This window comes from Mycobacterium ahvazicum, from assembly GCF_900176255.2.
Taxonomy (GTDB): domain Bacteria; phylum Actinomycetota; class Actinomycetes; order Mycobacteriales; family Mycobacteriaceae; genus Mycobacterium; species Mycobacterium ahvazicum.
Genome location: NZ_FXEG02000003.1, coordinates 16,786 through 38,096 on the forward strand (window position 1 = coordinate 16,786; position 21,311 = coordinate 38,096).

Here is a 21,311-nt window from a genome sequence, read left to right on the forward strand (position 1 = left end):
ATCCTCAGACGCACACCGAGTGCTAGGAGAATTCCCGATGAGAACTAAGTGGACCACCGCCGATATCCCCTCCCAAGCAGGCCGCGTCGCCGTCATTACGGGGGCCAATACCGGCATCGGATTCCACACCGCTGTCGCGCTAGCGGGCAAAGGTGCCGACGTGGTGCTCGCGGTGCGAAACCCGGCCAAGGGCCAAGAAGCCGTGGCCCGGATCGCTGCGAAATACCCGAACGCCCGTGTCCGAGTACTACGACTGGACCTCACGTCGTTGCGGGCGATCCGCGAGTCCGCGGACGAGATCAGGTCGGCGTATGAAGGTATCGACTTGCTGATCAACAACGCCGGTGTGTGCTACACAGATAAGGGTTACACCCGCGACGGGTTTGAACTGCAGTTAGGCACAAATCATCTCGGCCACTTCGCGCTGACAGGCTTACTACTTGATCGGCTGCTTCCGATCAAGGGCTCACGGGTAGTGACCGTAAGCAGTGTCGGCCACCGCACCCTGGCGAAAATTCGTTTCGACGATCTGCAGTCGGAACGCAGCTATAACCGCGTCAAGGCCTACGGCCAGTCGAAGCTGGCAAATCTGTTGTTCACCTACGAGTTACAGCGCCGGTTGGCCCTTAAAGGCACCCCGACCGTTGCGCTTGCCGCGCATCCAGGCGGATCAAAGACGGAGCTACTGCGAAACATGCCCGGATGGATTCGGCCACCCGCGCAACTGGTCTGGAACATGTGGGCGCAGAGCGCGGAGATGGGTGCGCTGCCGACACTGCGTGCAGCCACCGACCCGGCGGCGCAGGGCGGGCACTACTACGGGCCTGACCGGATCCTCGAGAATCACGGTCATCCGAAGATAGTCAGATCCAGCAAGCAATCGCACGACAAAGCGCTGCAGAAGCGACTCTGGACAGTGTCAGAGGAGCTGACCGGCGTTACTTTCCCACTTTGACCCTATTCGCATGTCCTGAAACACCACACGGTCAGCCCGACAGGCGAACCATCTCGGCCCGCCCCGAAACAATCACGAGCCTGCCGATTAGGCGACGTCCGCGCCGGAATCCGCTGCGGTGCCGTCCGTCATGGTGCGGCCGGGGAAGAAGTCCGGGGCGATCGCCCACCAGATCACCATCAGGATCGATCCCAGCAGCAGCGCGCCGATGCCAACCGCTGCGACGGCGCCGACTCCGAGGATCGTGATGTTGTTGCCGTTGTCGTCGGTCAGCCACTCGGGCCGGGCGTACTGGTTGAGCCCGTAGATGAGAACGATCAGCAGGGTCACGCCGCCCAGCAACGGGATGACGCCGCGCATCACAAGATTTCGCACTGAGCTGGTGAGGGTGTTGCGGTAGTACCACGCGCACGCAAATCCGGTGAGCCCGTAGTAGAACGCGATCATCAACCCCACCGATCCGATCAGCGCGGCGAGCAGGTTCTCGCTGATGAGCGTGAAAAGGACGTAGAAAACGACGGACACCACGCCGACCGCGACGGTCGAGGTGGTCGGCGTCAGGTAGCGGTGGTGCGTCTTCGCGAACGACGCCGGCAGCGCCTTGAAGACCCCCATCGACAAGGTGGTGCGCGCCGTCTTCAAGATCGTCGTCTGCGCCGACGCCAGGGCAGACGTCATGATCGACGTCGTCAGCAACAGCAGTGCGATCCTTCCGAAGATGCCGTCGCCGAACAGTGCTGGACCGATCGCTGCGAAGGTGTCTTTCGAGTTGTGGGGGTTGCTCAGTCCGATGCCCTGGGTCCCGACACCAGCGAATGCGATGGCCGACACGGTCACCAGGGTGTAGGTCGCGAGCAGCAGGAGAGCCGAGATGATGGCGGCGCGCCCGGGCGTGCGGCTGGGGTCGTCGGATTCCTCGTTGCATGCCACGGCGGTGTCCCAGCCCCAGTACATGAAGATGGCCATCAGGGCTGCTGGGGCGATGGTGGTGCCGAAATCAAGACCGCCGGGCCAAAACCAGGACAGCGACGGGTGCAGCGAAACCCCCTGTGCATCAAGGGTATACGTCTTGACCAGTGCGACCACCGAGAACACAACCAGCACCACGATTTGAAAGGCCAGCAGCGCGTGCAGCAGTCTGGCCGAGACCTGGATTCCGCGGTAGCAGATATAGGTCATCGTCGCTATCCATAACACGCCTACCACTGTCGGCCAGACCCCGTTATTGGTCCCGTCCGCGAACGAAAGCCAGCCCAGGTCTGCGGCGAATCTGAACGAATAAGCCGCGGAGATCTCGGCCAGGTTGGCCATCACAATCACTTCTGCGGCGATGATGCCCCAGCCGCCCAGCCAGCCGACGATGGGTCCAAATGCCCGCGACGCCCATGTGAACGTGGTGCCGCAGTCCGGTATGGCCCTATTGAGTTCCTGGTAGGCGGTGGCGATCAAGTACATCGGGATGAATGAAATGAGAACGACGGCTGGGGCTTTGACGCCGCAGAGTTGCGCGCCGCCACTAGCCACGATGAGACCCAGTGTCGCGGCAAGGCTGTAGGCCGGCGCCATGGACGCCAATCCGACCACCACGCTGGAGAGCAGTCCGAGCGCGCCGCCCCTGAGGCCTTTGCCCGTGACGGCCGCCGCTACAGTGCCGCTCTCCGGACCGGTCATGACCTCACCTTTGCTCATCGCACCGCTCTGCGACCATCATGCCCCGGCGCGGCCATGAGTCTGAACCCGGCGCCGAAAGTGGCTGCGCCAGTGGCCGTCTGATCGCTCGCTACGCCGGCTCGGGTCGTAAAAGGACTTTGGACCCTATTTCCCTTCATCCCGCGTGTGCCATCTTAATGTAACCGTACGACACATATACATCATGTAGAGAGATAACTGAGGGGATTCCGTGTCCAAGGACCTTACTAACGTGCAGCTACTCCGCGAACTCGAACCGGTGGTTGAGAAGCTACTCAACCGCCACCTGTCGATGTTCAAGGAATGGAATCCGCACGACTACGTGCCCTGGTCGGATGGCAGAAATTTCTATGCGCTCGACGGCCAGGATTGGGAGCCTGGGCAGACCCGGCTCCCCGACGTCGCCCAGGTGGCGATTGTTCAAAACCTGCTGACCGAGGACAATTTACCGTCCTATCACCGCGAGATCGCGATGAACTTCAGCATGGACGGCCCGTGGGGGCAATGGGTGAATCGGTGGACCGCGGAAGAGTCCAGGCACAGCACGGCGCTGCGTGATTACCTGGTGGTCACCCGCGCGGTCGACCCGGTAGAGCTGGAAAAGCTCCGCCTCGAGCAAATGACGCGGGGTTTCAGCCCCGGCCAGAATCGGCAGGGCGATATGTTTGCTGAGAGCTTGTTTGATTCCGTCATGTATGTCTCGTTTCAGGAATTGGCCACCCGCGTCTCGCACCGCAACACGGGCAAAGTCAGCAATGACCCGATCGCAGAACAGCTCATGGCCAGGGTGTCGCACGACGAGAACTTGCACATGATCTTCTACCGGGATGTCAGCGCCGCAGGTTTGGACATCGCGCCCAATCAAGCGATGAAATCGGTGCACCGGATCCTGCGCAACTTCAAGATGCCCGGGTTCACGGTCCCGGAGTTCCGGCGTAAGGCGGTAATTATCGCCGTCGGCGGTGTTTACGACCCGCGTATCCATCTCAACGAGGTGGTCATGCCCGTGCTCAAGAAGTGGCGCATCTTCGAACGGGAAGACTTCTCCGGTGAGGCCGCACGGATGCGCGACGATCTCGCCGCGCTGGTCAAAGAACTCGAAGAAGCCTCCGACAAATTCGACGAATCCAAGCAGCGCTACCTGGAGCGCGAGGCGCGTAAGACCGAGAAAATCACCGCCAGCAAAGTGCTTCAAACGAAGGGAACGCTGACGCTCAGCGGGCACTGAGGATCGCTGACGCCATAATTAGAATCACGTCGCCGACCACCCGGATGGGGGACGGCCGATCGAGTCGTCACCACTAGCTTCGTCTCAGCTCTACCGAGGAGAAGCCATGGGTGACACCGCAGATCCGACCGATCATTTCCGTACGACGTGTCCGCATGCCGGCGAATTCTTCATCGACCGACTGTGTTGGCCGGGGCTGATGGCGATAGTGCTGGGTGTCGCGTCGCTGGTTGGCGGCGTAGCCGCGGCAGCGTATGGGCACCAGGACTGGACGCTGACGATGGTTATGGTCGGAGTACCAGCGATCGTTGCCGGCCTGGTTTGGCTCGTGCTGGAGCATCGTCGGGTGTTGAAGATTGAAAGCCGTTGGCTTTCGGTGTATTCCTTGCGACGCCCGAGCTACTGATCCGCGGTCTCACGGATCAGGAGGTCAGGTGCGACAGCATCATTTGGGGAGCAGAACCGCCGCAACCAGTTGAACCACGTCGTCATGCCGTCGCCGGTGCGCGCACTTATCGGAAGAATGTCTGCGGTCGGATTTACCTGTCGAACGTGGTCGACGTAAGTCGCGATGTCGACGTCGAGGTGGGGTGCCAGGTCGATCTTGTTGAGCAGCACGACATCCACCGACCGAAACATGACCGGGTATTTCAGTGGTTTGTCTTCACCCTCGGTGATCGAGTAGACCATCGCCTTGGCGTGCTCGCCGACGTCGAATTCGGCCGGGCAGACGAGGTTGCCGACGTTTTCGATGATGACCAGGTCCAGTGCCGCCAGCTCCAGCCCCTGCAGTGCTCGGTTGACCATGGGGGCGTCCAGATGGCACTCACCGCCAAAGCCATTGCTGGTGTTGAGCAGTGATATCTGGGCACCCCGGCCGTCGAGCTTCGCGGCGTCGAGGTCGGTGGCGATGTCGCCTTCGATCACCCCGAGGGACAATTCGGCGGCGAGTGCGTCCAGGGTGGCGGCCAGCACCGTGGTCTTTCCCGATCCAGGCGAGCTCATCAGGTTCAAGGCGCGGATGCCGTTGGTCTCGAAGGCGTGGCGGTTGATGGCGGCGCGGCTGTCGTTTTCGGCGAAGATGGACTCGAGTACCTCGATGCGCTGTGAGCCGGACGCATATCCGCTGTGGTCGCCGTGCTCGTGCTGGTGACCCTCGGGGTCGTGGTCATGACTGTGTACCGTGCCGTCGTCGTGACGATGAAATCTACCCACGCACTTGCCCTTTCATGACACTTCGACGGACGTGACCAGAAACTCGTTGCCGCACACCACGTCAACGTCGGTGCTCGAGCAACTCGGACAGCAGACCGAGAACCGAGACTCAATCCGCGACTGTTGCCGGCAGGTGTGGCACAGGACCTCGGCGGGCACCAGGTCGAGTTCCAGCTCGGCATCGACCATGTTGCCGTCGAGGTGCTGACACACCAACGACCAACAGAACTCCAGAGAATCGGGCACCACCTGTCGTAGCGCGCCGACTCGGACTCGGACGATATCGACGTGACGACTCGCCGCATGGGGCTTCACGACACCGGCGATGGCCCTACACAGCGACAGTTCGTGCACTACACCATGCTGCCTCGCAGGGGACAACGCTGTCGCGAAAATAAACTGCGGAAAAACGCAGACTTTGTGTGCGAAATTGTGATTGTCGACACATCGGGGCCCGGTCTAGCCTGGGCGTGACCGCCCGTGCCGCCAGCCCATAGGCGCGGGGGTCCTTGCTGCTCAGGAGGTTGGTGGTGGGCAGTCAGCGTGGGGCGCTAGCGAGCGTGCGATTGCGCCTCCATATTGCCGGGGTCGTTCAGGGCGTGGGATTCCGCCCCGCGGTCGCGCGCATCGCGGCACGTCACGGCCTGGCGGGGTGTGTGTACAACGATTCCGGCTCGGTGCACTGCGAGTTCGAGGGCGCTCCCGATGCGGTCCAGGCGGCCGTCTCGGCGATCAGCGTCGACCGCCCGCCGATGTCTCGCATCGATTCCATCGAGGCCATCGCACTGCCTCCGAATGGCGAATCCGAATTTCGCATCGTCGACAGCCGAACCGTCGCCGACCGACGCACGCTGGTGCCTCCGGACATCGCCGTTTGCGCCGACTGCCTGCGCGAACTCCGCGACCCCGACGACCGTCGTCACGGTCACCCGTTCATCACGTGCACCAACTGCGGCCCGCGCTACACGGTGATCACCGACCTGCCCTACGACCGGCCCGCGACCACCATGGCGCAGTTTCCGATGTGCGCCACCTGTTCGGCCGAGTACCGAGATCCCGCCGACCGACGGTTCCACGCGCAAACCATCGCCTGCCCCGACTGCGGACCGACGCTGTCTTGGCGCGGTCCCGGTGGTGGCCTCGAACCACTAGCCGCCGCCGCGCACGCGCTCGAGAACGGCCTGATCGTCGCCATCAAGGGCATCGGCGGGTTCCATCTTGCCTGCCGAGCCGACAATGCCGCGACGGTCGCGGATCTGCGGCGCCGAAAAGGCAGACCCGCCAAGCCGTTTGCGGTGATGGTAGCGGATATCACTGCGGCGCAACGTATTTGCCATATCGACGCCGCGTCGGCTGAACTGCTGCAGTCGCCCGCGGCGCCGATAGTCTTGCGGGCCGCCCGGGACGACTCGATGCTCGCCGGCGTGGCGCCCGGACTGTCCGAAATCGGCGTGATGCTGGCCTACTCGCCCGTTCACCATCTGCTCTTCGATCGTTTGGGGCCGGTGCCGTTGGTGATGACGTCGGCCAACAACGGGGGATCGCCGATCGTCTTCCGCGATCGCGACCTGACCTGGATCGACGGGCTGGCCGATGCCGTGCTCACGCACGACCGGCCCATCCACGTGCCGTGCGAGGATTCGGTCCTCACGGTTGACGACGACGGCGGCGTGGTGCCGATCCGACGATCCCGCGGTTACGCGCCGCTTCCAGTCTCGGTCCCCGCGGCGGCCGACGCCCCCGTCGTGCTGGCAACCGGTGGGGACCTCAAGACCACGTTTTGTCTGTTGTCCTCCGACGGAAACGCGCACCTGTCGTCGCACCTGGGCGACATGGCCGACCCGCGGACCCAGACCTGTTTCGAGTCGGCGCTCGACCACCTGGCGTTCATGACCGACCGGCATGCCACGGTCATCGCGTGTGATCTGCATCCGTCGTATGCCACCACCGGCTGGGCGCAACGGCAGGAGCGGCCGGTCGTGCGGGTGCAACATCACCACGCCCACGCGGTATCGCTGCTGGCCGAGCACGGCCGGCTCGCCTCCCCGATGCTCGCGGTCGCGTTCGACGGCACCGGCTATGGCACCGACGGCACCATCTGGGGCGGTGAACTGCTGATGGTCAGCGACCCGGCCGCCTGCACCCGGGTCGGACACCTCAAGACGTTCGCACTGCCCGGCGGCGACGGGGCCGTGCGTCAGCCGGCCCGCATCGCCCTGGACCTGCTGTACCGCGCCGGAATCGAGTGGGCGCCGGATCTCCCGGCCGTCGAGAGTCTCAGTGCGCAGGCACGTTACGTCCTTGCCCAACAGCTTCCGCGTGGCATCGGATGCGTCCAGACCAGCAGCATGGGCCGCTTGTTCGACGCGGTCGCCAGCCTGCTCGGCGTGTGCCAGCAGGTGAGCTACGAGGGGCAGGCGGCCGTCGAACTCGAGCACCTGGCGCGCCGGGGCCGACCGGCACCGCTGGACTTCGAGGTGACCGACGGTGAGTTGGACCCGATGCCGTTGATCACCGAGTTGGTGCGGGGACTGCGAGCCGGCACGACGCCGGCCGACCTCGCCGCCGGGTTCCACGCCGCCGTCATCCGAGCCACGGCTGAGGCGGTCGGTCAGGTGGCCGGCGACGTCGGTACCGTCGGGCTGACCGGCGGTGTGTTCGTCAACCGGGTGCTGCGCGACGGTCTGCGTAGCGAATTGGCCGACAATGGTTTCGAGGTGCTGACTCATGCGGTGCTGCCGTGCAACGACGGCGGACTTGCGTTAGGTCAGGCCGTGATCGCGGCACGGCGGCAAGAAAGGGGGGCATAACTATGTGTCTCGGAATTCCCGGAAAGGTCATCGACACCTGGGACGAGGCGGGGACGCGGATGTGCACCGTCGACTTCGGCGGCACCACCAAAACCGTGTGCCTTGCCTATCTTCCGGACATGCAGATCGGGGAGTACACCATCGTTCATGCCGGATTCGCCATCACCCGACTCGACGAGGCCTCGGCAAATGAGACGTTACGAATGTTCCACGAACTCGGCGTGCTGGACGAGGAGCTGGCCGGCGACGAAGGCCAGGGCAGGAGGGAGCCGGCATGAAATATCTCGATGAATTCCGTGATCCAGCGGCCGCGCGCACCTTGGTCGCCGACATCAAAAGGCGCGTCACCAAGACTTGGACCATCATGGAAGTCTGTGGTGGGCAGACACATTCGATCATTCGCAACGGAATTGACCAATTGCTGGACGGTGCGGTGGAATTCATTCACGGACCCGGATGCCCGGTCTGTGTCACGCCGCTGGAGATGATCGACCGTGCGCTGGAGATCGCGGCCCGCGATGACGTGATCTTCTGCTCCTTCGGTGACATGTTGCGGGTGCCGGGCAGTAGTCAGGATCTGTTCGGTGTGCGCGCTCGGGGTGGTGACGTCCGAATCGTGTACTCGCCGTTGGACGCCACTCGGGTGGCGGCGGACAATCCCGACAAGCAGGTGGTGTTCTTCGGTGTCGGCTTCGAGACCACCGCGCCGGCCAACGCGATGGCGGTTGTGCACGCGCAGCGACTCGGGCTCACCAACTTCTCCATGCTGGTCTCGCATGTGCTGGTGCCCCCGGCCATGACGGCGATTTTGAGCTCTCCGACCAACCGGGTCGAGGCCTTTCTGGCGGCCGGACACGTGTGCACGGTGATGGGCACCGGCGAATATGGGCCGCTGGTCGATGAATTCCGGGTTCCCATCGTGGTGACCGGTTTTGAGCCGCTGGACTTGCTCGAAGGCGTGCGGCAAGCTGTCGACCTGCTGGAGGCGGGCACCCCACAGCTGCGCAACGCCTATCCGCGCGCGGTGACCGCCGCGGGGAACGCGGTCGCGCAACAGACCCTCGCGGAGGTGTTCGTGGTGACGGATCGACAATGGCGCGGCATTGGCCTGATCCCGAAGTCCGGATGGACGCTGTCCCCACGCTACGCGGAGTTCGACGCCGAATTGAAGTTCGGGGTCGGGCATCTGCGGGTCTCCGAATCGGCGGAATGTCACAGCGGGGAAGTGTTGCAGGGCCTGTTGAAACCCAACGAATGTCCGGCGTTTGGAAAATCATGCACACCGCGCACGCCGCTCGGCGCGACCATGGTGTCCAGCGAAGGCGCCTGCGCCGCCTACTACCAGTTCCGGCGGTTGGAAGCCGCTGCCCATGCCTGAGTCTCGCGTCGCCACCGATCCGGCCGACTGGGTGTGTCCGCTGCCGTTGCGCGAGACGAAACGCATTGTGCTGGGCCACGGCGGTGGCGGTGTGCTCTCCGAGGAACTGATCGAGAATCTATTTCTGCCCGCGTTCGGTGGCGCGGCCGGCGCGCCCCGTGATTCCGCATTGGTCGACATCGCGGGCGGACGGATCGCGCTGACCACCGATTCCTATGTGGTGCAACCTCTTTTCTTTCCGGGCGGCAACATCGGCGACCTGGCGGTCAACGGCACCGTCAACGACTTGGCTTGCAGCGGAGCCCAACCGCTCGCGCTGACGGCCGGGTTCATTCTCGAGGAGGGACTCGATCTGGACGTGCTCGGCGCGGTCGCCGAAACCATGGGCAGGGCCGCCGCCACCGCCGGGGTCGGCATCGTCACCGGTGACACCAAAGTGGTTGCCAGGGGCGGTGCGGACCAGCTTTTCGTCAACACCGCCGGGATAGGTGTCGTGCCGGCGGGGGTGCACGTCGGGCCGGAGAGGGCCCGCGTCGGCGACCACATCATCGTGTCGGGCAACCTGGGCGAACACGGCGTCGCCATCATGAGCGTGCGCGAGGGCATCGACTTCGGCACCGTCGTCACGACCGACAGCGCACCGCTGCACCGACTGGTTGCGGCCATGCTCGCCACCGCCGGTGCCGGCGTGCACGCGCTACGCGACCCTACCCGTGGTGGCCTCGTTGCGGCGGTCGTCGAGATCGCCCGCGCTGCCTCGGTTGGTATCGAACTCGATCAGGCGGCAATCCCTGTCCCCGAGACGGTTTCGTCGGCATGCTCGTTCCTCGGGCTGGACCCGCTGCAGGTGGCCAACGAGGGAAAGATGGTGGCTTTCATCGACCCCGCGCACAGTGAGGCAGTGCTGGACGCCATGCGGTCGCGTCCCGAGGGGGCCAACGCCGCGATCATCGGCCGAGTTGTCGCCGAACATCCCGGCCTGGTGGTGGGCAGGACGCCGTTTGGCACCACACAGGTCATCGAACGTCAACTGGGCGAGCAACTTCCGCGCATCTGCTAGGTCCGGTCCGCCCGGAGATCTCGACGTCGAAGATGGCCGCCTCTAGCGTCACGAGTCATCCGGACGCCGCGGCGATACTGCGCAGCGCGGCGTCGAAGACCGCCGCCGGGGTCAGGCCCAGATGCGCTGCCACCTCGGGGCCCGGCCCGCTCTCGCCGAAGCGGTCGATGCCGATCACCGTGTCCGCCGGCCGCGCCAGAGCTCGCCAGCCGCTGCTCACGCCGGCTTCGATCCACACGACCGGCAGATCGGGCAGTGCGGTGCCGTCGGCCTGCAGCGCGGCGGCGATGCGTTCGCGCCACATCACCGAGATGACGATCGCCGATATCCCGTGCTCGCTGAGCAATTCGGCGGCCTCGAGTGCCAAGGCGACCTCCGAGCCGCTGGCCGCCAGCATCACATGAGCGGTATCGGCTACCGGCCGCACCACCCGCATGCCGTAGTGGCGGACGTCATCCAGCCCGGCACCGCCGAGTACCGGAAGATCCTGTCGGCTGAGCACCAAAGCGGTAGGGCCGTCGGTGTTGTCCGCCGCCAGCTGCCATGCCAGCGCGGTCTCGGCAGCGTCGGCCGGGCGTAGCACGGTCAGCCCCGGAATCAGTCGAAGCGACTCCAGCTGTTCAACCGGTTGATGGGTCGGGCCATCCTCACCGACATGCACGGAGTCATGCGTAAACACATACACCACAGGCAATTTCATCAGCGCCGAGAGCCGCAAAGCCGGGCGCAGGTAGTCGGCGAACACCAGAAAGGTGCTGCCGAAGGGGCGCAGCCCGCCGTGCAGGGCGATGCCGTTCATCACCGCCGCCATCGCGTGCTCGCGAATACCGAAATGAATCGTGCGGCCGCTGTAGTCCTCCGGTGTGATGTCACCACCGGGGATCGCGGTGTTGGTCGAGGCGGCCAGATCGGCGGATCCGCCGACCAGCCCCGGGTAGGCGGCAGCCAACGCCGCCAGTGCCGCACCGGATGCCTTGCGAGTGGCCGACGTTCCACCCGAGGCCAGGCCGTCGGCCAGCGGCGTGAGCACCGACAGGTCGTCGGCGGCGGGAACCGTGTCGAGCGGGAAGTCCGCGGAAAGCTGCGGATGGTCAACCTGCCACGCCGCATGCATCTGAGCCCACCGCGCATGCGCCGCGCTGCCCCGCGCAGCCACCACGGCGGCGGTCGCGCTGACCGCGAGCGGCACGTGGAAATGCTCGTCGGGCCAGTCCAAACGGGAGCGCATGGCATGCAGCACTTCCGATCCCAACGGGCTCCCATGTGCTTTGGAGGTGCCTTCGATGCCGGGCGCCCCAAAGCCGATGATCGTGCCCACCCGGATGAAGGTGGGCCGGCCGTCTGTCCGAACCGCCTCGGTGAACGCGTGGTCGAGGGCGGCCACGTCGTTCCCGTCGGGGACGCCGAGCACACGCCAGCCGTAGGCGCTGAACCGGCCCTCGACGTCGTCGGTGCAACTTTGGGAGGCCGATCCGTCGATGGTGACGTCGTTGTCGTCGAAGATCACGATCAACTTGCCGAGCCGGAGGCGCCCGGCCAGTGATGCGGCCTCGTGGCTGATGCCTTCCATCAAGTCGCCGTCGCCGGCGAGCACCCAGGTGCGGTGGTCGACGACGCTGTGTTCATCGGTATTGCATCGCGCGGCCAGCATCCGTTCGGCCAACGCAATTCCGACCGCGTTGGCAAGCCCTTGTCCCAGTGGGCCCGTGGTGGTTTCGACGCCCGCGGTATGACCGCACTCGGGGTGTCCGGGAGTCAGCGAGCCCAGCTGCCGGAACTTCCGCAGTTGCTCGACCGGCATGTCGTAGCCGAACACGTGTAGCAGGGAGTAGAGCAGCATCGAGCCGTGGCCGGCAGACAGCACGAAGCGGTCGCGGTCGGGCCAACGCGGATCGGCGGGGGCGTGGCGCAGGGGGCGCGACCACAACGTCCAGGCGATCGCGCTGGCACCCAACGGTAGTCCCGGATGTCCGCTGCCGGCGGCCTGCACACCGTCGGCGGCCAGGAACCGCAGCGTGTTGATGGCTAACCGGTCCAATTCGTCCGTGCCGGTTGATGGTTCGGTCATGTCGGGGGCCAGTGTGGTTCCTGGTGTGCTGGTCGTTCTGGGTGTGATGGTCACGGTGCCACCAGCCTTCCGTTGGTCTCGCGGGCGGCTGCGCGAAGTGCGTGCGCCGCCTCGGTCATGTTCGGTCCGGCGAACAGCGCCGAACCGGCGCAGAACACGTCGGCTCCGGCCGCTGCGGCGGCGGCGATGGTGCCCGGTCCGATACCGCCGTCCACCTCGAGCTCGATATCCAGTCCGCGCCGGTCGATTTCAGCTCTGGCGGCCGCGATCTTGGGTTCCATGCTGGTCAAATAGCGTTGCCCGCCGAACCCGGGGTTGACCGTCATGATCAGCAGCAGGTCGGTGACGTCGAGCACATCGAGGACCGCGCCCAGCGGGGTAGCCGGGTTAAGGGCGACGCCGGCGCGGGCGCCAAGGCCGCGGATGCTCGACAGGGTGCGGTGCAGGTGCCGACACGCCTCGGCATGCACGATCACGATTTCGCAGCCGGCTTCGATCACCCAGCGCGGCAGCATCGGGTCAGGATCCTCGACCATGAGGTGCGCCTCGAAACCCATTGTGACTCGGTCGCGGCAGGCCGCGATCACGTCGGGACCGAAGGTCAGATTTGGGACGAACCGTCCGTCCATGACATCCCACTGGATCCGGTCGACACCGGCGCGCTCGATCTCTGCGACGTCGCGGCCCAGTTCGGCGAAGTCCGCCGGCAGCACGGACGCGACCAAAGTTGGTGTCACCAAAGCGATTCCTCCCTGAAACTCGTTGCCAGCACGTTAGGGCGCAATGCGGCAACGCTGAATCCCCCAACGCGGGGGAATCCGGGGTGATGTTCTCACCGGTGAAATCCAGCAAAAGGAGATGACGACATTGGTACTCGGCAATTATCGTGTTCGCATGACGGCGGTTACTGCAGTGCCTATTACCGGGCCCGTTCGGGTCGTTTTGGTTGACGACCACGAAATGGTTATCGAGGGCCTTAAAGCGATGCTCGCCTCTTTCCGGAACCGCGTGCGGGTCGTCGGCGAGGCAGTGGGCGCCGAAAATGCACTCCAGGTCATCGAGAGCCTGCAACCTGACATTGTGCTCTGCGACGTCAGAATGCAGGGCGCCAGCGGTCTGGACCTGTGCCGTGCCATCCGCGAACGCAACCCCGCAAGCAAGGTCATCCTGCTTTCGGTGTACGAGGACGAGCAGTACTTGTTCCAGGCCTTAAGGGTCGGGGCGTCGGGTTATCTGCTGAAGGGCATCAACAGCGACGAGCTGGTGCGGCAGCTGGAGTACGTCCAGAGCGGTTCGACCGCCATCGACGCGGGCCTTGCCGCGCGGGCCGCCGACACTGCGGCCCGGCTGCAACGGGACGAATTCTGGCCGGGCGCGCGACAGGGCCTGAGTCAGCGGGAGAGCGAAATCCTGTCGTTCGTCGTGGCCGGCCTGTCGAATCGCGGCATAGCCAGCAAACTCGTCATCGGCGATGAGACGGTCAAGAGTCACCTGCGCTCCATTTATCGCAAGCTGGGCGTCAACGACCGCACCGCGGCGGTGGCGGTCGCGCTGCGCGAGGGGATCTACCAGTGACGGGATCGGTGCGGGGGCTGGTGGACGCCGACCGCGAGGTCGCACTGCTGCTCGACATCGTGGCGGCCACCGGCAGCGGTCCGGCCATCGAGCCGGTCGCGGCGGCGGTCGCGCGCCTCATCACGGCGGCCACGGCGTCCGACGTGTGCTTCGTGCACGTCCTCGATGATTCCGGCGGATCGCTGACCCTGGCCGGCGCCACGCCACCGTTCGACGAATGCATCGGCCAGGTTCAGCTCCGACTTGGCGAAGGAGTCTCGGGGTGGGTGGCGCAACACCGTGAACCCGTGGTGATCACCAGCCGCAAAGACGAAGACCCTCGCTATGTGCCGATCGCGGCGTTGCGCGGCTCGGACTTCACTTCGATGGCGTCGGTGCCGATGGAGACGGGACCGGGCCGGCTCGTCGGCGTCCTCAATGTGCACACGGTGGCCCGCCGGGAGTTCACCGACCGCGACATTCAGCTGTTGCTGGCGATCGGGCGGTTGACCGCCGGCGCGTTCGACCAAGCGCGGGTGCACCGGCAGTTGGCCGCGCGGGAACGGGTGCACGGCAGTTTCGCCGAACAGGTGATCGCCGCGCAGGAATCCGAACGCAGGCGGTTGGCCGGCGATATTCACGACGGGATCTCTCAGCGGCTGGTAAGCCTGAGTTACCGGCTCGATGCGGCCGCCCACGCCGTCGAGACCGACGACCAGGACGAGGCCACTGAACAGCTCGAAAAGGCCCGTGATCTCGTCGATCTCACGCTGGCGGAAGCCCGTTCGGCGATCGGCGGGCTCCGCCCACCCGTGCTGGACGACCTCGGTCTGGCCGGCGGCCTGGCCAGCCTGGTATCGACGATCCCCGAGGTAGACCTCGACCTGGAGTTGGCTGACGAACGGTTGCCCGAACATGTCGAGGTGGCCCTATACCGGATCGCACAAGAGTGTCTGCAGAACGTCGTAAAGCACTCCCGCGCGATGACCGCCACGGTGCGCTTTGCCGTCGAGGCAGGCGTAGCCCGACTGGAGGTTGCCGACCACACTCCTGGCGCTGAGGGGGGGAGGGGCGGGGGGGTTCTACAGCACCAGCGTCCTGGCGCGGGGGGGAGGCGGACGGAGGATGGGGAGCATGGGAGACACGGGCGACACCGAGGTGACGAGGCATGCTGTCGATGACAGAACGTTCCGAGCTGGTGGGCGGGCGGCTGGCCGTGCGCTCGACGCCCGGATCGGGTACCACCGTCACGGTGACGGTCCCGCTGGACGGCGCGGGCATCGCAGGTCAGGCCGGCTGAAGCTGGTCGCGCAGGCGCACCGCGGAGGCGTTGGCCGACACATGACCCAATAGCGCCTCCTGCGCCGTGCTGACCCGTGTTTCATCACCGCGCCACGCCGCCAGCGCCGGGGACACCAAGGCCCTGCCGAAGGAAAAGGTCAACGGCCACGGTGTGCGATGCGCCTGCAGCGCCGTCAGGTTGCTGGTGGCACGCGTCGGCGACTGTCCGCCGGACAGAAACGCCACCCCGGCGAGGTCGGCCGGCCAGGCACGCAGCACCGAAACCGTGGCCGCGGCAACCTCTTCCGCCGTGGCCTGGGTGGGGTGGTCTTCGCCTTCGATCACCATGTTGGGTTTGAGCACGATGCCGGCCAGGTCCACGCGTAGCAGGCCCAGCTGTTGGCGCACCGCCGCGTGCACCTCGGCGGTCACTTCGGCGCACCGGGCGATGCTGTGGTCGCCGGTCATCAGCACCTCGGGTTCGACGATCGGCACGATGCCCGCTTCCTGGCAGGCCGCCGCGTAGCGGGCCAGTGCGTTGGCGTTGCACGCGATGGCGCCCCAGCTCGGGGTGCTTTCGGTGATGCTGAACACGGCCCGCCACTTGGCGAACGCCGCGCCCATTTCCGCATACCGGGCCAGTCGGCCGGCGAGCCCGTCCAAGCCCTCGGTCACCGTTTCACCCGGCAAACCCGGGCAGGGCTTCGCGCCGGTGTCGACTTTGATGCCGGGCAGCATGCCCAGTTCGCGGACCCGCTGCGGAAACGGCCGCCCATCGCTGAAGACCTGGCCCAGGGTTTCGTCGCAGAAGATGATCCCCGAGACGCCGTCCGCGAGCCCGGGCGTGCTGGCCAGGAGTTCGCGGTAGTTCCGCCGGCTGTCCGAGGTCGCGGTGACGCCTGCCTGCTCGAGACGGGCCGACATCGTCGTGATGCTCTCGTCGGCGGCGAGGATGCCCTTGCCGGGCGCCGTCATGGCCTGGGCGATCTTCCTGCACGTGCTCATCAATGCTTCCTGTCTCTCGGGGTGCGCACACCGTAAGAGCAGCGCCGATAGTGCGGCGTCACCCGAATGGTGGAAAGAATGGGGGTCGCTGGACACTTAACTAATAACCTAAGTATCAGCCGCCTATTATCGATAGACAGGTTGATTGTTCGCTGACACGATTCGAGCCATGACCGACAGATGGAACGCGGGAGTGATCCCGTACGCAGAGATGGGCTACTGGCAGCCGGATTACCAGCCGAAGGACACCGACGTTCTCTGTGCCTTCCGGATCACCCCGCAGGAGGGGGTCCCTCCGGAGGAGGCGGGCGCCGCCGTCGCCGGTGAATCGAGCACCGCGACGTGGACGGTGGTGTGGACGGACCGCCTCACCACCTTCGAGCACTACCAAGCCAAGTGCTATCGCGTCGACGCGGTGCCCGGCGTGCCCGGACAGTGGATTGCGTGGATCGCCTACGACCTCGACCTGTTCGAGGAGGGCTCCATTGCCAACCTGACCAGTTCGATCATCGGCAATGTGTTCGGGTTCAAACCGCTCAAGGCGCTGCGCCTGGAAGACATGCGGATCCCAACGCACTACGTCAAAACCTTCCAGGGGCCCGCACACGGCATCGTGATGGAGCGCGAGCACCTCGGCAAGTTCGGCCGGCCGCTGCTGGGCGCCACCACCAAACCCAAGCTCGGTCTCTCGGCGCGCAACTACGGCCGCGTCGTTTACGAGGCGCTGCGCGGTGGACTGGACTTCACCAAGGACGACGAGAACATCAACTCCCAGCCATTCATGCGATGGCGAGACCGCTTCCTGTTCTGCATGGAAGCCGTCAACCGGGCGCAGGCCGCCACCGGCGAGATCAAGGGGCACTACCTCAACGTCACCGCCGGGACGATGGAGGAGATGTACGCGCGGGCGAACTTCGCCGCCGAGCTCGGTTCGGTGATCGTGATGATCGATCTGACGATCGGCTACACCGCGATCCAATCGATGGCGAAATGGGCCCGCGATAACAGCGTCATCCTGCACCTGCACCGCGCCGGGCACGGCACCTATACGCGGCAGAAGTCGCACGGCGTCAGCTTCCGGGTCATCTCGAAGTGGATGCGGCTGGCCGGGGTCGACCACATCCACGCCGGAACGGTGGTCGGGAAACTCGAGGGTGACCCCAACACCACGGCCGGGTTCTACGACACCCTGCGCCTCGACCGCGTCGAAGCAGACCCGGTCAAGGGCCTGTTCTTCGACCAGGAGTGGGCGTCCATGCCCGGCGTCATGCCGGTCGCTTCCGGCGGCATCCACGCCGGTCAGATGCACCAGCTCATCCACTACCTGGGCGAGGACGTGGTGCTGCAGTTCGGCGGAGGCACGATCGGGCACCCGATGGGAATCGCCGCCGGGGCCGAGGCCAACCGGGTCGCATTGGAGGCCATGATCAAGGCCCGCAACGAAGGCCGCGACTACTACCAGGAAGGCCCCGACATCCTGAAGAAGGCCGCCGCACGCAACCGCGCGCTGGACACCGCGCTGGCCACCTGGGGCGACATCACCTTCAACTACGAATCCACCGACACCCCGGACGTTGTCGCGACGCCCACTCGGGCCTGAGCCGTGGCGATCGCGAGCCCGGCGCGAGCCGGGCGAAGCGGGTCGCCACTATCAACACAGCCAAAGGAGCCAATCATGCGCATCACCCAGGGCACCTTCTCGTATCTGCCCGACTTCACAGACGAGGAGATCACCGCGCAGATCAACTACGCACTCGACCACGGCTGGCCGCTGTCGGTCGAATTCACCGACGACCCGCATCCGCGCAACATCTATTGGGAGATGTGGGGGCTCCCGATGTTCGACCTCAAGGACGCGGCGGGCGTGCTGCTCGAGGTCAACGCATGCCGAACGGCAAACCCGAACAGCTACATCCGCCTCAACGCGTACGACGCGAGTTTGGGTCGGCAGACGACGGCGCTGTCGTTCATCGTCAACCGGCCCGCCGAGGAGCCCGGCTTCCGGCTGGACCGCGCCGAGCGGGCGAACCGGCAGATCGGCTACACCACGTTCGCCTATGCCACCGAGCGGCCGAGCGGGCAGAGGTATGAGTCGTCATGACCGCGTTCGGCTGCCGGCCGGTTCTCGCCGAGCCGGAAGCGGAACCAAAGCCGGAAACCCTGGACCCGGGTGCAGTCGTCGACCTGGCGGCCGCCCGGGCCACCTCGGGTATCGATGAGGTGCTGTCGGGGTTGGACCGCGAGCTGGTCGGCCTGGAGCCGGTGAAGACCCGCATCGCGGAGATCGCGGCGCTGCTGCTGGTCGACCGCATGCGGGAACGTTTCGGCGTGCAGGCAGCTCAGCCGACTCTGCACATGTGCTTCACCGGCAACCCCGGTACCGGCAAGACCACGGTGGCAACGCGGATGGCCGACCTGTTGCACCGGCTCGGCTATCTGCGCCGCGGCCATCTGGTCAGCGTCACCCGCGACGACCTGGTCGGGGAGTACGTCGGGCACACGGCACCCAAGACCAAGGACGTCATCAAGCGGGCGATGGGCGGCGTGCTGTTCATCGACGAGGCCTACTACCTCTACAAGGTCGAGAACGAGCGCGACTACGGCGGCGAAGCCATCGAGATCCTGCTGCAGGTGATGGAGAACAACAGGGACGACCTGGTGGTCATCCTGGCCGGCTACGCGGACAAAATGGACCAGTTTTTCTCGGCCAACCCCGGGATGCAGAGTCGCATCGCCCACCACATCACGTTCCCGGACTACACCGTCGGCGAACTCGAGGACATCGCGGGACTGATGATCGCCGGCCTGGGCTACCGGTTCTCCGAGGAGGCCCGCGGCGTGCTGCACAGATACCTCCAGCTACGTCGCGACCAGCCGTGGTTCGCCAACGCCCGCAGCGTACGCAACGCGCTGGAGCGGGCCCGGCTGCGGCACGCGCGCCGGCTTCTTGCCGGCGCCGACACGCCGGTCGGTCTGGCCGAGCTGACCACGATCGAAGCGGTAGATCTATTGGCCAGCCGGGTGTTCGAGACGCGGGAGACGGCATGACAACAAACGCGCGCCTGCGGGCGCTGGTCGAGGTGGCTGATACCGGGTCGGTGCGCGGGGCCGCCGAACGCCTGGTGGTCACCGAGTCGTCGATCTCCTCGGCGTTGCGCGCTTTGAGCAGCGACATCGGCATCACGCTGGTCGATCGGCACGGTCGGGGAGTGCGGTTGACGCCGGCGGGTCTGCGCTATGTGGAGTACGCGCGCCGCATCCTTGGCCTGCACGACGAGGCGATTCTGGCCGCACGCGGCGAGGCGGATCCGGAGAACGGCTCGATCCGGCTGGCCGCGGTGACATCGGCGGGGGAGTTGCTGATCCCGGCGGCGCTCGCGTCGTTTCGCGCGCAACATCCGGGGGTGGTCCTGCACGTCGAGGTGGCCGCGCGCAGCGCGCTGTGGCCGATGCTGTCGCGCCACGAAGTCGACCTGGTGTTCGCGGGTCGGCCGCCCGAGGATTTGCGCAAGAAAGTCCGGGTCCGCGCGATCAGCCCGAACACGCTGATCGTCGTCGGGTGCCCGGAGTTGGCCGGCGGCTTCGCGCCGGGGACGGCTACCTGGCTGTTGCGTGAGCAGGGTTCCGGCACCCGCTCGACGCTGATGACGCTGCTCGAGGAGCTCGACGTCGCGCCGCCACAGCTGGTCCTCGGCTCGCACGGTGCGGTGGTGGCGGCGGCTGTTGCGGGGCTGGGCGTCGCGCTGGTGTCGCGGCAGGCGGTGCAGCGCGAGCTCGACTCCGGCACACTCGTGGAGCTAGCCGTGCCGGGCACTCCGATCAAGCGGCCCTGGCATGTCGTCAGCCAACCCACGCCACCGATGGCCACCGAGTTGCTCATCGAGCACCTGGTCTCCCGTCCCGAGCTCGGCTGGCGCCAGGTGAGCGCGGTGCCTCGCGCGTCCTAGCAACGACCGGGTGAGGGATCAACGCCGCAGGGTGTCGGAGGGCGCCTCGCCCCACCGCTTGCGGTATTCCACGGCAAAACTCCCGAGATGGTTGAAGCCCCATCGCTCGGCGACAGCCGTGACGGTGATCCCGTCGGAGGGCATCGCGTCCATGAGCTCCTCGTGGACGCGCTCCAGCCGGCGCTCGCGAACGTAGGTCATCGGCGTCATGTTCAGCTCGTCGCGGAAGCCCTGCTGGATCGAGCGGACACTCATGTGGACCACTCTGGCGAGGTCGTCCATCGTGATGCGCTCAGCAAGATGGTCGTCGATGAAGTTCATGGCGTCATGGACGACGGCCCGCCGTGGATCTGGCTGCGTCGGCTGCAAAAACTCTTCGTGGTAATTGGACGGCTGCAGCTGCAACAGGGTGCTCATCACCAGTTCCTCGATCGCACCGATGCCCTGACCCCGCTGGATCAGCGATCCGGGGTGGAACACTTCGCTGTGGATGAGCTGGACCGCGGTATGCCAACGCATGGCGGCCTCGCTGGCAAGGTCGAATTCGGGTTCGAATTCCAACGGCCGTGTCAGGGTTCGGCCCAGTAGCCGGGTGAGGTGGGCGGCCATGGCGCGCTGCTCGATCCGGATCAGTAACTGCGGGGAGTCGTGGTCGAACTGAATCCGCAGCGCCTCGCCCGGGCTGGTCACTACCGCGCGGATCGTGTTGGCTTCGAAGTTGCGGCCGCGGTGATCGACCATCGCACGTCCGTTCATGGGCATGTGCACGCCGAAGTACTGGCCCAGCACGGGAATGTCGACCGTGGCCGCGACATGCACGTCGAGGTACAGCATGCTGACGTTGCGCAGCCGCACCCCGTGCATGGTCGCAGCAAACCCGGCCGCGTCATCGGGCCCCACGTGCAATGACAACGGCGCCAGCGCTTTGCCCATCAATCGGGTGGCTTCGGCCGGGTTCTCGGTGTAGAAGATCTCGTTGTCCGCGAGGGCCGGCGGGACGCCTCGCGAACGCACCTTGCGCCGCACCGGGTTCGCCGTGCGGCGGACGTCGATATAGCCCAGACGGGTCAGCCGCGACACCACGTAGCCCCTGCTTGTAGCTGCATCGACACATCATCGAA

General features: G+C 65.7%; 20 protein-coding genes and 1 pseudogene. 14 read left to right on the forward strand and 7 right to left on the reverse strand.

Going from position 1 to position 21,311, the window contains the following annotated elements:
- Positions 1–37 precede the first annotated feature (37 nt).
- Positions 38–955, forward strand: a complete 918-nt coding sequence (locus tag MAAFP003_RS12735) for an SDR family NAD(P)-dependent oxidoreductase (RefSeq protein ID WP_096287424.1) — start codon at positions 38–40, stop codon at positions 953–955.
- Between the two features lie 129 nt (positions 956–1,084).
- Here MAAFP003_RS12735 and MAAFP003_RS12740 read toward each other — a convergent pair.
- A pseudogene (locus MAAFP003_RS12740) lies at positions 1,085–2,644 on the reverse strand (APC family permease); the annotation flags it as partial.
- A gap of 211 nt (positions 2,645–2,855) precedes the next feature.
- Here MAAFP003_RS12740 and MAAFP003_RS12745 point away from each other — a divergent pair.
- Complete coding sequence (locus MAAFP003_RS12745) at positions 2,856–3,872, forward strand: acyl-ACP desaturase (RefSeq protein ID WP_096287428.1); 1,017 nt, start codon at positions 2,856–2,858, stop codon at positions 3,870–3,872.
- 106 nt (positions 3,873–3,978) lie between these two features.
- Positions 3,979–4,278, forward strand: coding sequence for a protein UsfY (gene usfY / locus MAAFP003_RS12750; protein WP_096287430.1), 300 nt, complete (start codon positions 3,979–3,981; stop codon positions 4,276–4,278).
- Here usfY and hypB read toward each other — a convergent pair.
- Positions 4,272–5,087, reverse strand: coding sequence for a hydrogenase nickel incorporation protein HypB (hypB, locus tag MAAFP003_RS12755; RefSeq protein ID WP_096287432.1), 816 nt, complete (start codon positions 5,085–5,087; stop codon positions 4,272–4,274). The two genes, usfY and hypB, sit on opposite strands and share 7 nt — an antisense overlap.
- 12 nt (positions 5,088–5,099) lie before the next feature.
- On the reverse strand, positions 5,100–5,441 hold the full coding sequence (locus MAAFP003_RS12760; protein WP_096287434.1) for a hydrogenase maturation nickel metallochaperone HypA: 342 nt from the start codon (positions 5,439–5,441) through the stop codon (positions 5,100–5,102).
- Positions 5,442–5,647: 206 nt separating this feature from the next.
- On the opposite strand from MAAFP003_RS12760, the gene hypF reads away from it, so the two are divergent.
- From hypF to hypE, 4 genes are read left to right on the forward strand one after another with little or no spacing between them, the layout of a single operon-like run.
- Positions 5,648–7,897 carry a carbamoyltransferase HypF gene (gene hypF / locus MAAFP003_RS12765; RefSeq protein WP_279304464.1) on the forward strand — a complete coding sequence of 750 codons (2,250 nt, stop codon included), beginning with the start codon at positions 5,648–5,650 and terminating at the stop codon, positions 7,895–7,897.
- Between the two features lie 2 nt (positions 7,898–7,899).
- The gene (locus MAAFP003_RS12770) at positions 7,900–8,175 is read left to right on the forward strand and encodes a HypC/HybG/HupF family hydrogenase formation chaperone (protein WP_096287436.1); all 276 of its coding nucleotides are present in this window, start codon (positions 7,900–7,902) and stop codon (positions 8,173–8,175) included.
- A complete protein-coding gene (gene hypD / locus MAAFP003_RS12775; RefSeq protein ID WP_096287438.1) occupies positions 8,172–9,275 on the forward strand; it encodes a hydrogenase formation protein HypD in 1,104 nt (367 codons plus the stop codon). Before MAAFP003_RS12770 ends, hypD begins: the two co-directional genes overlap by 4 nt.
- On the forward strand, positions 9,268–10,335 hold the full coding sequence (gene hypE / locus MAAFP003_RS12780; protein ID WP_096287440.1) for a hydrogenase expression/formation protein HypE: 1,068 nt from the start codon (positions 9,268–9,270) through the stop codon (positions 10,333–10,335). Before hypD ends, hypE begins: the two co-directional genes overlap by 8 nt.
- A 55-nt stretch (positions 10,336–10,390) precedes the next feature.
- Here the strand turns inward: hypE and tkt are convergent, their stop codons facing one another.
- Positions 10,391–12,403 carry a transketolase gene (gene tkt, locus MAAFP003_RS12785; protein ID WP_096287442.1) on the reverse strand — a complete coding sequence of 671 codons (2,013 nt, stop codon included), beginning with the start codon at positions 12,401–12,403 and terminating at the stop codon, positions 10,391–10,393.
- A 50-nt stretch (positions 12,404–12,453) separates the two neighbouring features.
- The gene (gene rpe, locus MAAFP003_RS12790; protein WP_243393999.1) at positions 12,454–13,140 is read right to left on the reverse strand and encodes a ribulose-phosphate 3-epimerase; all 687 of its coding nucleotides are present in this window, start codon (positions 13,138–13,140) and stop codon (positions 12,454–12,456) included.
- Between the two features lie 157 nt (positions 13,141–13,297).
- On the opposite strand from rpe, the gene MAAFP003_RS12795 reads away from it, so the two are divergent.
- From MAAFP003_RS12795 to MAAFP003_RS29930, 3 genes are read left to right on the forward strand one after another with little or no spacing between them, the layout of a single operon-like run.
- On the forward strand, positions 13,298–13,978 hold the full coding sequence (locus MAAFP003_RS12795) for a response regulator (protein WP_165796397.1): 681 nt from the start codon (positions 13,298–13,300) through the stop codon (positions 13,976–13,978).
- Positions 13,975–15,138 carry a GAF domain-containing sensor histidine kinase gene (locus tag MAAFP003_RS12800; RefSeq protein ID WP_243394000.1) on the forward strand — a complete coding sequence of 388 codons (1,164 nt, stop codon included), beginning with the start codon at positions 13,975–13,977 and terminating at the stop codon, positions 15,136–15,138. The genes MAAFP003_RS12795 and MAAFP003_RS12800 overlap by 4 nt, the downstream gene beginning before the upstream one ends.
- Complete coding sequence (locus tag MAAFP003_RS29930; protein WP_279304465.1) at positions 15,135–15,257, forward strand: hypothetical protein; 123 nt, start codon at positions 15,135–15,137, stop codon at positions 15,255–15,257. Before MAAFP003_RS12800 ends, MAAFP003_RS29930 begins: the two co-directional genes overlap by 4 nt.
- Here the strand turns inward: MAAFP003_RS29930 and MAAFP003_RS12805 are convergent.
- On the reverse strand, positions 15,245–16,243 hold the full coding sequence (locus tag MAAFP003_RS12805) for a class I fructose-bisphosphate aldolase (protein WP_096287446.1): 999 nt from the start codon (positions 16,241–16,243) through the stop codon (positions 15,245–15,247). The two genes, MAAFP003_RS29930 and MAAFP003_RS12805, sit on opposite strands and share 13 nt — an antisense overlap.
- A gap of 169 nt (positions 16,244–16,412) precedes the next feature.
- On the opposite strand from MAAFP003_RS12805, the gene MAAFP003_RS12810 reads away from it, so the two are divergent.
- From MAAFP003_RS12810 to MAAFP003_RS12825, 4 genes are all read left to right on the forward strand, one after another.
- Positions 16,413–17,843, forward strand: a complete 1,431-nt coding sequence (locus tag MAAFP003_RS12810) for a form I ribulose bisphosphate carboxylase large subunit (RefSeq protein ID WP_096287448.1) — start codon at positions 16,413–16,415, stop codon at positions 17,841–17,843.
- 75 nt (positions 17,844–17,918) lie between these two features.
- Positions 17,919–18,344, forward strand: a complete 426-nt coding sequence (locus MAAFP003_RS12815; RefSeq protein WP_096287450.1) for a ribulose bisphosphate carboxylase small subunit — start codon at positions 17,919–17,921, stop codon at positions 18,342–18,344.
- A complete protein-coding gene (gene cbbX, locus MAAFP003_RS12820) occupies positions 18,341–19,291 on the forward strand; it encodes a CbbX protein (protein WP_096287452.1) in 951 nt (316 codons plus the stop codon). The genes MAAFP003_RS12815 and cbbX overlap by 4 nt, the downstream gene beginning before the upstream one ends.
- Positions 19,288–20,190 (forward strand): LysR family transcriptional regulator, encoded by a 903-nt coding sequence (locus MAAFP003_RS12825; protein ID WP_096287454.1) that lies wholly within the window; start codon positions 19,288–19,290, stop codon positions 20,188–20,190. Before cbbX ends, MAAFP003_RS12825 begins: the two co-directional genes overlap by 4 nt.
- Before the next feature lie 18 nt (positions 20,191–20,208).
- Here the strand turns inward: MAAFP003_RS12825 and MAAFP003_RS12830 are convergent, their stop codons facing one another.
- Positions 20,209–21,273, reverse strand: a complete 1,065-nt coding sequence (locus tag MAAFP003_RS12830; protein WP_243394002.1) for an AraC family transcriptional regulator — start codon at positions 21,271–21,273, stop codon at positions 20,209–20,211.
- Positions 21,274–21,311 lie beyond the last annotated feature (38 nt).

Bases quoted from the DNA above. Each gene is read 5' to 3' on its own strand.
- cbbX (WP_096287452.1), top strand. From the start codon at position 18,341: ATGACCGCGTTCGGCTGCCGGCCGGTTCTCGCCGAGCCGGAAGCGGAA.
- usfY (WP_096287430.1), top strand. From the start codon at position 3,979: ATGGGTGACACCGCAGATCCGACCGATCATTTCCGTACGACGTGTCCG.
- hypD (WP_096287438.1), top strand. From the start codon at position 8,172: ATGAAATATCTCGATGAATTCCGTGATCCAGCGGCCGCGCGCACCTTG.
- MAAFP003_RS12825 (WP_096287454.1), top strand. From the start codon at position 19,288: ATGACAACAAACGCGCGCCTGCGGGCGCTGGTCGAGGTGGCTGATACC.
- MAAFP003_RS12805 (WP_096287446.1), bottom strand. From the start codon at position 16,243: ATGAGCACGTGCAGGAAGATCGCCCAGGCCATGACGGCGCCCGGCAAG.
- tkt (WP_096287442.1), bottom strand. From the start codon at position 12,403: ATGACCGAACCATCAACCGGCACGGACGAATTGGACCGGTTAGCCATC.
- hypE (WP_096287440.1), top strand. From the start codon at position 9,268: ATGCCTGAGTCTCGCGTCGCCACCGATCCGGCCGACTGGGTGTGTCCG.
- MAAFP003_RS29930 (WP_279304465.1), top strand. From the start codon at position 15,135: ATGACAGAACGTTCCGAGCTGGTGGGCGGGCGGCTGGCCGTGCGCTCG.
- MAAFP003_RS12770 (WP_096287436.1), top strand. From the start codon at position 7,900: ATGTGTCTCGGAATTCCCGGAAAGGTCATCGACACCTGGGACGAGGCG.
- MAAFP003_RS12810 (WP_096287448.1), top strand. From the start codon at position 16,413: ATGACCGACAGATGGAACGCGGGAGTGATCCCGTACGCAGAGATGGGC.
- MAAFP003_RS12735 (WP_096287424.1), top strand. From the start codon at position 38: ATGAGAACTAAGTGGACCACCGCCGATATCCCCTCCCAAGCAGGCCGC.
- MAAFP003_RS12795 (WP_165796397.1), top strand. From the start codon at position 13,298: ATGACGGCGGTTACTGCAGTGCCTATTACCGGGCCCGTTCGGGTCGTT.
- MAAFP003_RS12815 (WP_096287450.1), top strand. From the start codon at position 17,919: ATGCGCATCACCCAGGGCACCTTCTCGTATCTGCCCGACTTCACAGAC.